Source organism: Fluviibacter sp. (assembly GCF_057744235.1).
The window spans coordinates 1-13,834 of sequence record NZ_JBIJFP010000015.1 but is presented as its reverse complement, the minus strand read 5'-3'; the positions used below and the strand labels follow the sequence as shown (position 1 = coordinate 13,834).

General features: G+C 55.0%; 14 protein-coding genes. 9 read left to right on the top strand and 5 right to left on the bottom strand.

Annotated elements, in window-relative coordinates:
• Positions 1 to 22: 22 nt before the first annotated feature.
• The gene (ppsA, locus tag AC3GOJ_RS07910) at positions 23 to 2,392 is read left to right on the top strand and encodes a phosphoenolpyruvate synthase (protein ID WP_488236922.1); all 2,370 of its coding nucleotides are present in this window, start codon (positions 23 to 25) and stop codon (positions 2,390 to 2,392) included.
• Positions 2,393 to 2,440: 48 nt separating this feature from the next.
• On the opposite strand, the gene AC3GOJ_RS07905 is transcribed toward ppsA, so the two are convergent.
• Together AC3GOJ_RS07905 and smpB are read right to left on the bottom strand one after the other, a co-directional pair.
• Positions 2,441 to 3,082, bottom strand: a complete 642-nt coding sequence (locus AC3GOJ_RS07905; protein ID WP_488236921.1) for a trimeric intracellular cation channel family protein — start codon at positions 3,080 to 3,082, stop codon at positions 2,441 to 2,443.
• Between the two features lie 14 nt (positions 3,083 to 3,096).
• Positions 3,097 to 3,546: an SsrA-binding protein SmpB gene (smpB, locus tag AC3GOJ_RS07900; RefSeq protein ID WP_488236920.1), complete on the bottom strand. Its 450-nt coding sequence runs from the start codon at positions 3,544 to 3,546 to the stop codon at positions 3,097 to 3,099.
• A gap of 86 nt (positions 3,547 to 3,632) precedes the next feature.
• Between smpB and AC3GOJ_RS07895 the strand changes: the two genes are divergently transcribed.
• Both AC3GOJ_RS07895 and AC3GOJ_RS07890 read left to right on the top strand, forming a co-directional pair.
• The gene (locus AC3GOJ_RS07895; RefSeq protein WP_488236919.1) at positions 3,633 to 4,067 is read left to right on the top strand and encodes a type II toxin-antitoxin system RatA family toxin; all 435 of its coding nucleotides are present in this window, start codon (positions 3,633 to 3,635) and stop codon (positions 4,065 to 4,067) included.
• Positions 4,064 to 4,381 carry an RnfH family protein gene (locus tag AC3GOJ_RS07890; RefSeq protein ID WP_488236918.1) on the top strand — a complete coding sequence of 106 codons (318 nt, stop codon included), beginning with the start codon at positions 4,064 to 4,066 and terminating at the stop codon, positions 4,379 to 4,381. Before AC3GOJ_RS07895 ends, AC3GOJ_RS07890 begins: the two co-directional genes overlap by 4 nt.
• 8 nt (positions 4,382 to 4,389) lie before the next feature.
• Here the strand turns inward: AC3GOJ_RS07890 and AC3GOJ_RS07885 are convergent, their stop codons facing one another.
• Entirely contained in the window at positions 4,390 to 4,848 is a 459-nt protein-coding gene (locus tag AC3GOJ_RS07885) for a hypothetical protein (RefSeq protein WP_488236917.1), read from the bottom strand.
• Positions 4,849 to 4,923: 75 nt separating this feature from the next.
• Between AC3GOJ_RS07885 and guaB the strand changes: the two genes are divergently transcribed.
• Genes guaB through AC3GOJ_RS07855 form a run of 6 tightly spaced genes read left to right on the top strand, consistent with a single transcriptional unit; the run spans position 4,924 to position 12,761 of the window.
• Positions 4,924 to 6,387, top strand: coding sequence for an IMP dehydrogenase (gene guaB, locus AC3GOJ_RS07880; RefSeq protein ID WP_488236916.1), 1,464 nt, complete (start codon positions 4,924 to 4,926; stop codon positions 6,385 to 6,387).
• 17 nt (positions 6,388 to 6,404) lie between these two features.
• Positions 6,405 to 7,976 (top strand): glutamine-hydrolyzing GMP synthase, encoded by a 1,572-nt coding sequence (guaA, locus tag AC3GOJ_RS07875; RefSeq protein WP_488236915.1) that lies wholly within the window; start codon positions 6,405 to 6,407, stop codon positions 7,974 to 7,976.
• Positions 7,977 to 8,032: 56 nt separating this feature from the next.
• Positions 8,033 to 8,317, top strand: coding sequence for a CopG family transcriptional regulator (locus tag AC3GOJ_RS07870; protein WP_488236914.1), 285 nt, complete (start codon positions 8,033 to 8,035; stop codon positions 8,315 to 8,317).
• Positions 8,318 to 8,329: 12 nt separating this feature from the next.
• On the top strand, positions 8,330 to 8,629 hold the full coding sequence (locus AC3GOJ_RS07865; protein ID WP_488236913.1) for a type II toxin-antitoxin system RelE/ParE family toxin: 300 nt from the start codon (positions 8,330 to 8,332) through the stop codon (positions 8,627 to 8,629).
• 8 nt (positions 8,630 to 8,637) lie between these two features.
• Positions 8,638 to 10,836 (top strand): OsmC domain/YcaO domain-containing protein, encoded by a 2,199-nt coding sequence (locus tag AC3GOJ_RS07860; RefSeq protein WP_488236912.1) that lies wholly within the window; start codon positions 8,638 to 8,640, stop codon positions 10,834 to 10,836.
• 2 nt (positions 10,837 to 10,838) lie between these two features.
• Positions 10,839 to 12,761 (top strand): B12-binding domain-containing radical SAM protein, encoded by a 1,923-nt coding sequence (locus tag AC3GOJ_RS07855; protein ID WP_488236911.1) that lies wholly within the window; start codon positions 10,839 to 10,841, stop codon positions 12,759 to 12,761.
• Here the strand turns inward: AC3GOJ_RS07855 and AC3GOJ_RS07850 are convergent.
• Together AC3GOJ_RS07850 and AC3GOJ_RS07845 are read right to left on the bottom strand one after the other, a co-directional pair.
• Complete coding sequence (locus AC3GOJ_RS07850; RefSeq protein WP_488236910.1) at positions 12,752 to 13,339, bottom strand: DNA-3-methyladenine glycosylase I; 588 nt, start codon at positions 13,337 to 13,339, stop codon at positions 12,752 to 12,754. The genes AC3GOJ_RS07855 and AC3GOJ_RS07850 overlap by 10 nt on opposite strands.
• Positions 13,320 to 13,664 (bottom strand): ArsC family reductase, encoded by a 345-nt coding sequence (locus AC3GOJ_RS07845; RefSeq protein WP_488236909.1) that lies wholly within the window; start codon positions 13,662 to 13,664, stop codon positions 13,320 to 13,322. Before AC3GOJ_RS07845 ends, AC3GOJ_RS07850 begins: the two co-directional genes overlap by 20 nt.
• Positions 13,665 to 13,834 lie beyond the last annotated feature (170 nt).

Sequence of the window (13,834 nt, the reverse complement as noted above, 5' to 3'; positions counted from 1 at the left end):
TTTCACTCACAGGGGATTTTTGATGAACGCCTTTGTTATCAACTTCAAAGAACTGCGCATGACGGACGTCGAGGAAGTCGGCGGCAAGAATGCGTCACTGGGCGAAATGATTAGCCAGCTGTCGACCGCCGGTGTGCGCGTGCCAGGTGGTTTTGCAACCACGGCCGAAGCCTATCGTGCCTTCCTTGCGCATAATGGCCTGGCCGACATGATCAATGCGCGCCTGTCGGGCCTGGATGTCGATGATGTCGATAAGCTCTTGAAAACGGGTGCCGAAATACGCCAGTGGGTCGTTGAGACGCCGTTCCCGGAACAGCTCGAGAAAGAAATCGCTGTTCACTATGCGGCCCTGATTGCTGAAAGTGGCCCGGACGCTTCGTTTGCCGTGCGCTCGTCTGCGACGGCAGAGGACCTGCCGGATGCTTCGTTTGCGGGTCAGCAGGAAACCTTTCTCAACATCAGCGGTCTGGAAAATATCCTGCACGCGATCAAGGAAGTTTTCGCGTCGCTCTACAATGATCGCGCCATTGCCTATCGCGTGCATAAGGGTTTTGCGCACGCCGATGTGGCGCTGTCTGCGGGTATTCAGCGCATGGTCCGCTCAGACAAGGGCGCAGCTGGTGTGATGTTCACGCTGGATACCGAATCCGGTTTCCGAGATGCCATTTTCGTGACGTCGTCTTATGGACTGGGTGAGACGGTTGTACAGGGCGCCGTGAACCCGGATGAGTTCTATGTACACAAGCCGATGCTGCGTGAGGGACGTCCGGCCGTGATTCGCCGCAACCTGGGTTCGAAGCTGATCAAGATGATCTTCTCGACTGACAAAATCGCCGGTAAATCGACCCACACCGTTGATGTGGCGGAAGCCGATCGCAACAAGTTTTCGATTGCCGATGACGAGGTTCTGGAGCTGGCCCGTTTCGCCGACATCATCGAGAAACACTATCAGCGCCCGATGGACATCGAGTGGGGCCGCGATGGCACCGATGGCCGTCTGTATATCCTGCAGGCGCGTCCTGAAACCGTGAAGTCGCAGGAGTCGAAGGACAAGGTCGAAAAATTTGCGCTGAAGAGCTATGGCAAGGTGCTAGCCTCGGGCCGTGCCATTGGCCAGAAAATCGGCGTTGGTCCGGTGCGTGTGGTCAATGATCCGGCCGAGATGAATAGCGTTAAACCCGGCGATGTGCTGGTTGCCGACATGACCGACCCGAACTGGGAGCCGGTGATGAAGCGCGCTGCAGCGATTGTGACGAACCGTGGCGGCCGCACCTGTCACGCAGCAATTATTGCCCGTGAGTTGGGTATTCCTGCGATTGTTGGTTGTGGCGATGCGACCGAGACACTGACTGAAGGCGATGTCGTTACCGTGTCCTGTGCCGAAGGGGATACCGGCCATGTGTATCGAGGCGCTCAGCAATATGAAGTGACGACGCGCGATCTGGGTGAACTGCCGCCGATTCCGGTTAAGATCATGATGAACGTGGGTAACCCGGAACTGGCGTTTGATTTTGCACAGCTGCCCAATGAAGGGGTGGGTCTGGCTCGTGTGGAATTCATCATTAACAACATCATCGGGGTCCACCCGAAAGCCATTCTGGAAATCGACCGGTTGCCAGCCAGTAAGCGTGAAGAGATCGAGCGTCGTGCCCGTGGCTATGCGGATCCGGTCAGCTTCTTTACCGACAAACTGGTTGAGGGGGTCGCAACCATTGCTGCCGCCTTCTGGCCGAAGCCGGTGATTGTGCGTCTGTCCGACTTCAAATCGAACGAATACCGCAAGCTGCTGGGTGGTGATCTATATGAGCCAGAAGAAGAAAACCCGATGCTGGGCTTCCGCGGCGCCTCACGTTACATTGCACAGACTTTCCAGGATTGTTTCGCCATGGAATGTAAGGCCATGCGTACGGTTCGTGAAGTGATGGGCTACACCAACGTGCAACTGATGGTGCCATTTGTACGCACGCTGGGCGAAGCTGAGCAGGTAGAAAAGCTGCTCGCCGGCCATGGCCTGCGTCGTGGCGAGCATGATCTGAAGCTCATCATGATGTGCGAAATTCCATCCAATGCGCTGCTGGCTGATCAATTCCTGCAGTACTTCGATGGCATGTCCATTGGTTCGAACGATCTGACACAGCTTACGCTGGGCCTGGATCGCGACTCCGGACTGGTGGCCTCGCTGTTTGATGAGCGGGATCCGGCAGTCAAAATGCTGCTGGAGCGTGCCATCGAAGCCTGTAACAAGGCGGGCAAATACATTGGTATTTGTGGTCAGGGCCCATCGGATCACCCGGATCTGGCCGAGTGGCTGACCGAGAAGGGCATCACCAGCCTGTCGCTGAATCCGGATACGGTGGTTGATACCTGGCAGCAAATCGCCAAGCGGGGTTGAATCAACGCGTATTAATCAACCAGGGGGCATTCGCAAGGATGCCCTTTTTTATGCCCGATGGTGAAAGCGGGGAAGAGTAATCTTCCAGCGAATGGCCATCATGCGCACCGTAATACAGGCACAAAGTGCAATCCACGCTGCAAGTTTCACATCAACGCCTAACGCATCCAGACAGATCAGGGTCATGGCACCGATCCAGGCCGCGGTGGCATAGAGCTCGCTGGTGAACACCAGCGGCACTTCGTTAATCATGGTGTCGCGCAGGAGTCCACCAAAAACAGCGGTCACCACGCCTAGAAGGCTGGCGGTGAGCCAGGGCATGTTCAGGTCCAGAGCCACCTGGGTCCCTACAATGGCGAAGAGTGCTAGCCCGATGGCGTCCGGAATCAGGAATAGTTTTTCCGGCAAGTGTCGTACTCGCGTCACAAAGAAAGTGATGAAGCCTGTGATGACGGTGACCCAGAGATAGGTCTCATCCGCCATCCAGAAGACCTTGCGTCCCAGGAGCAAGTCACGTACCGTGCCGCCACCCAATGATGTGGCCACGGCTGCCATTAGGGCGCCAAAAAGATCGACTCCTTTGTCGCGGGCAACCAGAACGCCAGTTACCGAGCAGACAACTGAGGCGGCCAGGCCGAGCCCGTAAATCAGCGAGTCATGCGCCTGAACAATATCCTCCGGGATGATCATCTTGCCTCCGAAGCTTAGCGAACCTGGGTTTTGAGCAGCCGTCCCTGCTCACGCTTCCAGTCTTTCTCTTTTTCCGAATCGCGTTTGTCGTGCAGTTTCTTGCCCTTGGCAAGGCCTATCGTCGCTTTGATCCGGCCCTTGTTATAGTGCAGGTCAATCGGCACCAGGGCGTAACCGGCACGCTCCACTTTGCCGATCAGTGTGTCGATCTGGTTCCGGTGCAGAAGGAGCTTACGCGTCCGCGTGGCATCCGGTTTGATGTGTGTCGATGCCGAGATCAGCGGCGTAATGTGCATACCGATCAGGTAGAGCTCACCCTCCAGCACGACCACATAGGCTTCCTTGATCTGAATGCGGCCGGCACGGATGGCCTTGCATTCCCAACCCTGGAGAGACAAGCCGGCCTCGAACTGTTCTTCGATAAAGTACTCGTGGAAGGCTTTTTTGTTGGAAACAATACTCATGCTATCTGGGGGAGGGCGCGTGCAGCGATTTTCGCTAGAATGTGGCATTCTATCAACCCTTCAGCCGTTTAACCTGTTCTGTTCCCATGGCGCTAGTTGAAAAAACCGTTCTTGTCGAACATACCCCGGCACAGATGTACGCCCTGGTTGATGACGTTGAGGCCTACACGCAGTTCCTGCCCTGGTGTGCGAAAGCCGAGCTCAAGTACCGGGATGAACACAAAACTGTCGCCACGTTACATATCGACTTTTTAAGCGTGAAGTCGCACTTTACGACCGAAAACGAAAAGTTGTTTCCGGCGCAGATGGTCATGAAACTGGTCGATGGGCCATTCCGGCGCTTTGATGGACAATGGCATTTCAGGCCCCTCGGTGAGCATGCCTGCAAGATCGAATTCCGGCTGCATTACGAGTTTTCTAGTAAGCTTTTTGAAAAGGTGATCGGGCCGGTATTCAGCCGGATCGCCAATACCTTTATTGAAGCCTTCGTCCAGAGGGCGGGTCAGGTTTATAAAGCATGAAAATTGAAGTCTGTTACGCATTGGCTGACCGTCAGGAGCTGGTTGCGGTCAACCTGCCGGATGGAGCGACGGTTATTCAGGCCATTGAAGCCTCGGGTCTCCTCCAAAAATACCCGGAGATTGATCCTGGTGGTGCCAACAAGCTGGGGGTGTTTGCCAAGCTCGCTAAAGCAGATGCCGTTCTGCGTGATCGGGATCGGGTCGAGATCTATCGGCCGTTGATTGCTGACCCCAAAGAAGTCCGCCGCCAGAAAGCCGCCGAAGGCAAAGTCATGAAGCGCGGTGCGGCCGAGCTGAACGCTGGTGACGCGTAACGTCTGGATTACGGGCAGAGCTGGCGCATGCGTTCCAGAGTGGCAAGGTTTTGCCGCAAGGTCACCAAACCAGATTCCGGGATCAGCAAGGTGCCCGCCGCTTTTTTTCGTTCAACCAGCGCTAATTCGGCCTGGGTTTCGGCATAGCGCTGGTTAATACCCCGGCAAGTGGCCTTTTGTTCGGCGGTCTGTTTCGGGAGTGAGCTTGCCTCAGGCGCATTGACGGGTGGATTCGCTGGATGGGTTGTTTTTGGCCGAATCTGCGATGCGGCCTCCGGCAGGCTCATTAGCTGATCCAGTGCCATCGGCGACGGTGTGGCATCACTCGGCAGTGCCTGGTCTGTCAGAATCAGTGTCCCATTAGTCGCCCGCCCAGCCTGGATCTGGCCCCACGCGGTTCCCTGAAAGGCGCATAGCGATGCCGTTAGCACTGCTGTAAAGAATCGAGTGGTGAGTTGGCGAGTCATAAAAGCTAACGGATAGGGCAGACGTGAGGGTCGGAGTTCCGTATAATATCGTTTTGTGTCTTGGGGCTTGGCACCATGCAGCTTATTCAGAAAGCGCTGACCTTTGACGACGTTTTGCTCGTTCCGGCGCACTCCGCAATTCTCCCGCGCGATGTTTCCCTGCAAACCCGTCTAACGCGCGACATTACCCTTAATCTTCCCTTGCTTTCAGCTGCCATGGATACGGTGACTGAAGGTCGTCTGGCCATTGCGCTGGCGCAAGAGGGGGGCATTGGCATCGTTCATAAAAACCTCACGCCTGCCCAGCAAGCGGCTGAAGTGGCCAAGGTCAAACGTTATGAATCGGGCGTGCTCAAAGATCCGATTACCATTAACCCGAACATGACGGTGCGCGACGTGCTGGCGCTGACGCAGCAGCATCGTATTTCCGGCCTGCCAGTTCTGGATAAGAGCGGCAAAGTGGTGGGTATCGTCACCAACCGTGATTTGCGCTTCGAAGACAACCTGGATCAGGCCGTGCGTCAGATCATGACGCCGAAGAAAAAGCTGGTCACCGTCCGTGAAGGCGGCAGCATCGAAGAAGCCAAGGCACTGATGCATCAGCATCGTATCGAGCGTGTGCTGGTGGTTGACGACGAATTCCAGCTACATGGTCTGATTACTGTTAAAGACATTCTCAAAGCCACCGAACACCCGAATGCCTCCAAAGATGCATCTGGTCGTCTGCGCGCAGGTGCCGCGGTCGGTGTTGGGGCTGGTACTGAAGAACGTGTCGAACTACTGGCTGAGGCCGGTGTGGATGTCATCGTCGTTGATACGGCGCATGGCCATTCGCAAGGCGTGCTGGATCGTGTCCAGTGGGTTAAGAAGAACTATCCGCAAGTACAGGTCATCGGCGGCAATATCGCCACGGCCGATGCGGCGCGTGCGCTGGCTGATCATGGCGCCGATGGCGTTAAGGTTGGCATTGGCCCGGGTTCGATCTGTACCACCCGTATCGTTGCCGGTGTGGGTGTGCCACAGATTACGGCCATCGCCAATGTTGCCAAAGCACTGGAAGGCACGGGCGTGCCTCTGGTCGCCGATGGGGGCATCCGATTCTCGGGTGATATCGCTAAAGCTATCGCCGCTGGCGCCAACTGCGTTATGTTGGGCGGCCTGTTCGCCGGTACTGAAGAAGCGCCGGGCGAGGTTGAACTCTTCCAGGGCCGTTCGTACAAGAGCTACCGCGGTATGGGCTCACTGGGCGCCATGCAGGCCGGCTCGAGTGACCGCTACTTCCAGGAAAACACCGCCAACGTCGATAAGTTCGTGCCAGAAGGTATTGAAGGTCGCGTTCCTTACAAGGGTTCTGTGCTGGCTGTGATTCACCAGCTCATGGGCGGCTTGCGTTCGTCCATGGGCTACCTGGGTTGCGCGACCATCGCCAATATGCACCAGCAGGCACAGTTCGTTGAGATCACCTCGGCCGGTGTGCGTGAATCGCACGTTCACGATGTGCAGATCACCAAAGAAGCCCCGAACTACCACGTTGAATAATTCACCGAACATCGCTTATGTCACGCTCGCATCAGAAGATTCTCATCCTTGATTTCGGTTCACAGCTCACCCAGCTGATCGCACGCCGTGTGCGTGAACATCAGGTTTACTGCGAACTGCATCCTTTTGATGTGAGTGACGACTTTGTTCGTAGCTTCAATCCACAGGGCATCATTCTGTCGGGTGGGCCAAACTCGGTTTATGAGGCCACCGACTGGAAGGCGCCGCAAGCCGTTTTCGAACTGGGTGTGCCGGTACTGGGTATTTGCTACGGCATGCAGACCATGGCCTCACAGTTGGGTGGCAAGGTTGAAAGCTCTAACAAGCGTGAATTCGGTTATGCCGAAATGCGCGCCCGTGGCCATTCGAAGCTCTTCGAAGGTCTGCAGGATCGTGGCAATGATCAGGGCCATGGTTTGCTGGATGTCTGGATGAGCCATGGTGACAAAGTCACCCAGCTGCCGCCGGGCTTCAAAGTAATTGGTGATAACGAATCAACACCCGTTGCCGCTATGGCCGATGAGGACCGTGGTTTCTACGCTGTACAGTTCCACCCGGAAGTGACCCATACGCTCAAGGGCAAAGAAATGTTTGCCCGCTTCGTACACGACATTTGTGGTTGTGGTCGTGACTGGACCATGCCGAATTACGTGGAAGAGGCGGTCGAGAAGATCCGTGCCCAGGTCGGCAGCGAAGAAGTTATTCTCGGTCTCTCAGGCGGCGTGGATTCCTCTGTGGCGGCTGCGTTGATTCATCGCGCTATTGGCGATCAACTCACCTGTGTGTTCGTTGATAACGGGTTGTTACGCCTGAATGAAGCCGAGCAGGTCATGGAAACCTTCGCCCGTGGTCTGGGTGTCAAAGTGGTGCATGTCGATGCATCCGAGCAGTTCCTTGGCCACCTCAAGGGCGTGAGCGACCCTGAGCAGAAGCGCAAGATCATCGGACGCGAATTCGTTGAAGTGTTCGACGCCGAATCCAAGAAACTGGTCAATGCCAAATGGTTAGCTCAGGGCACGATTTATCCGGATGTGATCGAATCGGCCGGTGCCAAAACGGGTAAAGCACACACCATTAAATCGCACCATAACGTCGGTGGTTTGCCTGAGCATATGAAGCTCAAGCTGCTGGAACCATTGCGCGAACTGTTCAAGGACGAAGTTCGCGAACTCGGTGTCGCACTGGGTCTGCCGCATGACATGGTCTATCGACATCCTTTCCCGGGTCCGGGTCTGGGTGTGCGCATTCTGGGCGAAGTGAAGAAAGAATTCGCGGATCTATTGCGTCGTGCCGATGCCATCTTCATTGATGAGCTGCGTGCATCTGGCTGGTACGAAAAGACTTCACAAGCCTTCACTGTATTCCTGCCGGTGAAGAGTGTCGGCGTTATGGGCGATGGGCGCACCTATGAGTATGTGGTCGCGCTACGCGCCGTTGAAACGCAAGACTTTATGACGGCTCATTGGGCTGAACTGCCGCACAGCCTGCTGGGTAAGGTCAGTAACCGCATCATTAACGAAGTGCGTGGGATTAACCGGGTTGTTTACGACATCTCGGGTAAGCCACCGGCGACGATTGAGTGGGAGTGATCTGATGTAGCACTTTTGTGCTACATTGGTGGCTCATGTTTTGTAAGGAGCTAACCGTGGCCACCACCTCAATCCGCTTGCCCGATGATCTTAAAGCCCGCATTGCCGATGCGGCCAAACAGGTTGGGACAACAACCCACAGTTTTATTCTCGCTGCCATAGCCGAGAAGGCAGAGCAGGTTGAGCTGCGTGCGGACATGGAAGGTGTCGCGGCCAAACGTTACGCAGATATCGTCGCTTCTGGAGAAACTATCGGTTGGGATGATATGCGCGCTTATTTGAAAGCGCGTATTGCCGGTAAAGCTGTAAAAGCGCCGCTTCCAAGAAAATTTGGCAGCTAACGCGTAGCAGTTATGGCCCGTATTGAAATTTCCCGTGAGGTTACGGAAGATTTTGATCGCATTCTCGATCATCTTGCGAGATTTGATATTCCTCAAGCCAGTCAACGTATCGAAGAAATCATTACAGCGCTTGATGTGTTGCTGCAAAACCCACTGATTGGCCGACCAGTGGCTGGCGGTCTACGTGAGCTCGTTATCGGGCATGATACGCGTGGTTATCTGGCACTGTATCGCTATGAATCGTTGATGGATACCGTATTTGTTCTTGCTATACGCAGCCAGCGAGAAGCTGGTTACGTCACTTTTGTTTAAAGTACCTCATGGAAATCAAGGTCAACTTTCTCGATAAGCTTCGCCTCGAAGCCAAATTTGATGACTTCACGGTCATTGCCGACCAGCCCATCCGCTATAAAGGGGACGGCTCGGCACCGGGGCCATTTGACTATTTCCTTGCGTCATCCGCGCTGTGTGCGGCGTACTTCGTCAAGCTGTATTGCGATACGCGCAATATCTCGACCGAGAACATCCGGCTGTCGCAAAACAATATTGTCGATCCGGAAAACCGTTACCAGCAGACTTTCAAGATACAGGTTGAGCTGCCGCCGGATATCTCGGAAGTGGATCGCCGCGGTATTCTGGCCTCGATTGAGCGCTGTACCGTTAAAAAGGTCGTCCAGACCGGGCCCGAGTTTGTGATTGAAGAGGTCGAGAGCCTGGATGCCGATGCGCAGTCGCTGCTGACCCTGAAGCCAGCGCCTGATGCCTGCACACGAATTGCCGGTAAAGATTTGCCGCTGGAGCAGACCATTGCCAACATGTCGGGCCTGCTGGCAGAACTAGGTATCAAGATTGAAATCGCTTCCTGGCGCAACATCATTCCCAATGTGTGGTCGCTGCATATCCGCGATGCGCATTCACCCATGTGTTTTACCAACGGCAAGGGTGCCACCAAAGAAAGCGCGCTGGCCTCGGCACTCGGCGAATATATCGAGCGCCTGAGTAATAACCATTTCTATGCCGGTGCGTTCTGGGGCGAAGAAATTGCCAGTGCCCCCTTTGTACATTACCCGAATGAACGCTGGTTCAAGCCGGGGCCGAAGGATGCCTTGCCCAAGGACATTCTGGATGACTACTGCCTCGAGATCTACAACCCGGAGGGTGAGTTACACGCCTCGAACCTGATCGATACCAACTCCGGCAATAGCGAACGGGGTATCTGCTCGTTACCTTATGTACGGCAGTCCGACGGGGAGGTGGTGTACTTCCCCTCAAATCTGATTGAGAACCTGTTTGTCAGTAATGGCATGAGCGCTGGCAATACACTGGCAGAAGCCCAGGTGCAGTGTCTGTCGGAAATTTTCGAGCGGGCCGTTAAGCGCGAAATCCTCGAAGGAGAAATCGCACTGCCCGACGTACCGAAAGCGGTCCTCGCCAAATACCCCGGCATACTTGCCGGCATCGAGGGTCTGGAAGCCCAGGGTTTCCCCGTACTAGTGAAAGACGCATCGCTCGGTGGCGTGTATCCGGTCATGTGCGTCACGCTCATGAACCCACGCACCGGTGGCGTGTTTGCTTCATTTGGTGCACACCCCAGTTTTGAAGTGGCGCTGGAGCGTAGCCTCACCGAACTGCTACAGGGTCGTAGCTTTGAAGGGCTTAATGACTTACCGAAGCCCACCTTTGAAACTCAGGCAGTTACCGAGCCTTATAACTTTGTCGAGCATTTCATTGATTCCAGTGGTATCGTTTCCTGGCGTTTCTTCAGTGCCCAATCTGATTACGACTTTGTGGAATGGGATTTTTCAGCACAAGGCCAAGATGCCAATGTGCAAGAAGCCGCCACACTTTTCGGTATTCTCGAGGGCATGGGTAAAGAGGTCTATACCGCCGTTTACGATCAACTGGGTGCCGTGGCTTGCCGGATTCTTGTGCCCGGTTATTCCGAGGTGTATCCGGTAGAAGATCTGGTCTGGGATAACACCAATAAGGCGTTGCTGTTCCGTGAAGATATTCTTAACCTCCATCAGCTTGATGAAGAGAGCCTCGAAGCATTGCTCGACCGTTTAGAGAACAATGAGCTGGACGACTACGCCGACATCGCTACTCTGATTGGCATCCAGTTTGACGAGAATACGGTCTGGGGTCAGCTCACGGTTCTAGAGTTGAAACTGCTTATCAATCTTGCTCTGCAAGACTTTGAAGCGGCGCATGAGCTTGTTGGCGCCTTCTTGCAGTACAACGACAACACGCTGGATCGTGGTTTGTTTTATCAGGCACTGGATGTGGTTCTGGAAGTATTACTCGATGACGAGATGGCGCTGGAAGACTACGAAGTCAATTTCCGCCGCATGTTTGGCAATGAGCGGATGGATGCCGTGCTTGGCTCTGTGGAAGGGCGTGTACGCTTCTACGGGTTAACCCCAACTAATATGCAGCTGAAAGACCTCGATAGACACCACCGGCTGCTCGATAGCTACCGGAAACTACATAAGGCTCGGGGTAATACAGCGGCTGCCTGACAATGACAAACGCACAACAGCCGTTCCGCATTCTCAGCCTCATCCCGCCGATGACGCAGCTCAATACGCCGTATCCGTCTACGGCGTATCTGACAGGCTTCCTGCGCTCGCAGGGGTTCGATGCCCATCAGGAAGACCTGGCGTTAGGGCTGGTGCTGTCATTCTTTACAGCAAACGGGCTGACAGAGGTACGGGATGCGGCGCTGGCTCAGCCGGAAGAAATACGCAGCGCCAGTGTTAACTACTTCCTTGATTATTTCGATCGTTATCAGGCCACGATCGAACCCACCATCGCCTTTTTACAGGGCAGGGATAGTACGCTCAGTCACCGTATTGCCAGCCGTGGCTATTTACCCGAAGGCTCGAGATTTAGTGCGCTGGATGCGTATGACGATGATGACTCTGGCGATCCGGTCGCCTGGGCCTTCGGTGCGCTGGGCACACATGATCGGGCGCGTCATTACGCCACCCTCTATCTCAATGACCTGGCCGACGTGCTGCGTCATGCCGTCGACGAACGATTTGAATTCGTGCGTTATGCCGAATCTCTGGCCGGTAGCCAGCCCACCTTTGATCCGCTGGCTCACGCACTGGCAGCGCCGCCTACGCTCGTCGATAGGCATCTGCAGTCACTGACAAAGGCTGCCATTGATCGGCATCAACCCCAACTGGTATTGCTATCGGTACCATTCCCAGGGTCTGTCTATGCCGCGTTCCGCATCGCGCAAACGATTAAGCAGCAAAACCCGCAAATAAAAATTGTGCTGGGCGGCGGCTTCGTCAACACCGAACTGCGCGAACTGACGGATCCGCGTGTCTTTGACTATGTGGACTTCATCACGCTGGATGCCGGTGAACGGCCATTACTTGCGCTGATTGAGCATCTTCAAGGGCAACGCTCTGCAGAACGCCTCGTGCGTACTTTTATTCGTAACGCTGACAACAAGGTTCGCTATCAGCACTGGATCGAGCCAGATGTGCCTTTCGAAGCAATCGGTACACCCACCTGGGTCGGCCTGCCGCTGGATTACTATCTGTCGCTGCTCGATATGCTCAATCCCATGCACCGCCTATGGAGCGATGGCCGCTGGAATAAGCTGACCATCGCCCATGGCTGCTATTGGAAGAAGTGCAGTTTCTGTGATGTGAGCCTGGACTACATCTCGCGCTATGAAACAGCCTCGGCCAGTTTGCTGGTTGATCGCATTGAACAGATTATCGCTGAAACCGGACAGACCGGTTTTCATTTTGTCGATGAAGCGGCACCCCCCAAAGTGCTTAAAGCGCTCGCCGAAGAACTGATCCGTCGCAACGTCACCATCTCCTGGTGGGGCAATATCCGTTTCGAAAAAACCTTTACACCTGAACTGGCCGAACTATTGGCCGACAGCGGCTGTATTGCCATGTCCGGTGGCCTGGAAGTGGCGTCTGACCGCTTGCTCAAACTGATGCAGAAGGGCGTCTCCGTCGAACAGGTGGCGCAAGTCACCCGTGGTTTTACCGATGCCGGCATTCTGGTGCACGCCTATCTGATGTATGGCTTTCCCACGCAATCGCTACAGGACACCGTCGATGCGCTGGAGTATGTGCGCCAGCTCTTTGAAAACGGTTGTATCCAGAGCGGCTTCTTTCACCGCTTTACCTGCACGGTGCATTCGCCCGTCGGCCAGGACCCCTCAGCCTATGGCATTGCCTTGCAGCCGCTGCCACCGATCAGCTTTGCTAAAAATGATGTGGCGTTTATTGATCCGACCGGTGTGGATCACGATCTCCTGGGCCAGGGCCTCAGAAAAGCCATCTATAACTACATGCATGGCATTGCCCTCGATGAGGATGTCCGCAACTGGTTTGAATTGCCCAGAGGGCAGGTGCCAAAGCCCACGGTTGCCAGAAACAAGATTGCCCGTGCGTTGGGTTACGCTTGAACGGCCTTGTGTCGTGGGCAATGCGTGAGGTGGTCGTTGACCATGCCTGCCGCCTGCATGAAGGCGTAACAGATGGTCGGGCCGACGAATTTGAAGCCAAGCTTTTGTAGGGATTTGCTCATGGCAACGGCTTGCGGTGTTCTGGTCGGTACTTCGCTCATATTGGCCCAGTGGTTCTGAATCGGTGTGCCACCAACGAATTGCCAAAGATAGTCGCTAAAATGTTGGCCAGTGTCCTTGATCGCTAGAAAGGCCCTGGCGTTCTGGATGGAGGCCGCGACTTTGGCGCGGTTGCGAATGATGCCGGGGTCAGCGAGTAGGGCGGCGACCTTGTGAGCGTCGTATTGGGCAATGAGTTCAGGCCGAAAGCCATCAAATACCTGGCGATAGTGTTCGCGTTTTTTAAGCACGGTTGACCATGAGAGCCCGGCTTGAGCACCTTCAAGAATCAGTAGTTCAAACAGGGCGCGGTCGTCTCTTAGCGGCACACCCCACTCTTCATCATGGTACTGGCGATAGAGATCAAAGCCCGTGCACCACGGGCATACCGCTTCGCTTTTAGCTGAGTTCTGCGGCATAGGTTTCGGGGCTAAAGCCAACCAGGAGTTTCTTGCCGGTGTCGAGCACAGGCCGCTTGATCATGCTCGGGTACTGAATCATCAGTTGGTGTGCTTTTTTCGCATCAATATCGGCACGCTCTTCGTCGGTGAGTTTTTTCCACATCAGGCCACGGGTGTTGAGCAGGGTTTCCCAACCGGCGCGTTTGATCCACTCTGGTAGGTGGCTTTCGGCAACGCCTGCCTTTTTGTAATCGACAAAGGTATATTCAATGCTATTGGTCTCAAGCCAGGCAAAGGCTTTTTTCATGGTGTCGCAATTTTTGATGCCGTAAACCGTGATCATGTTTATTTCCTTAGCTTGGCAAAGGCATTGGCCATGGCATTGGTCATGGGCGCGGCTTGCTGGCGCGGCGCTCTTTGGGTGTTGTTGTCGCGTTGACGCTGTTGCTGCCCACGGTTGCCGCCTGGCGCATCATGGCGCTCGCGCTGGGGTGTTGCTTCATCACTCATGCG

Bases quoted from the DNA above. Each gene is read 5' to 3' on its own strand.
- AC3GOJ_RS07860 (WP_488236912.1), top strand. From the start codon at position 8,638: ATGGAAATCAAGGTCAACTTTCTCGATAAGCTTCGCCTCGAAGCCAAA.
- smpB (WP_488236920.1), bottom strand. From the start codon at position 3,546: ATGAGTATTGTTTCCAACAAAAAAGCCTTCCACGAGTACTTTATCGAA.
- AC3GOJ_RS07850 (WP_488236910.1), bottom strand. From the start codon at position 13,339: ATGCCGCAGAACTCAGCTAAAAGCGAAGCGGTATGCCCGTGGTGCACG.
- guaB (WP_488236916.1), top strand. From the start codon at position 4,924: ATGCAGCTTATTCAGAAAGCGCTGACCTTTGACGACGTTTTGCTCGTT.
- AC3GOJ_RS07865 (WP_488236913.1), top strand. From the start codon at position 8,330: ATGGCCCGTATTGAAATTTCCCGTGAGGTTACGGAAGATTTTGATCGC.
- ppsA (WP_488236922.1), top strand. From the start codon at position 23: ATGAACGCCTTTGTTATCAACTTCAAAGAACTGCGCATGACGGACGTC.
- AC3GOJ_RS07845 (WP_488236909.1), bottom strand. From the start codon at position 13,664: ATGATCACGGTTTACGGCATCAAAAATTGCGACACCATGAAAAAAGCC.
- AC3GOJ_RS07895 (WP_488236919.1), top strand. From the start codon at position 3,633: ATGGCGCTAGTTGAAAAAACCGTTCTTGTCGAACATACCCCGGCACAG.
- AC3GOJ_RS07890 (WP_488236918.1), top strand. From the start codon at position 4,064: ATGAAAATTGAAGTCTGTTACGCATTGGCTGACCGTCAGGAGCTGGTT.
- AC3GOJ_RS07885 (WP_488236917.1), bottom strand. From the start codon at position 4,848: ATGACTCGCCAACTCACCACTCGATTCTTTACAGCAGTGCTAACGGCA.
- AC3GOJ_RS07855 (WP_488236911.1), top strand. From the start codon at position 10,839: ATGACAAACGCACAACAGCCGTTCCGCATTCTCAGCCTCATCCCGCCG.
- guaA (WP_488236915.1), top strand. From the start codon at position 6,405: ATGTCACGCTCGCATCAGAAGATTCTCATCCTTGATTTCGGTTCACAG.
- AC3GOJ_RS07905 (WP_488236921.1), bottom strand. From the start codon at position 3,082: ATGATCATCCCGGAGGATATTGTTCAGGCGCATGACTCGCTGATTTAC.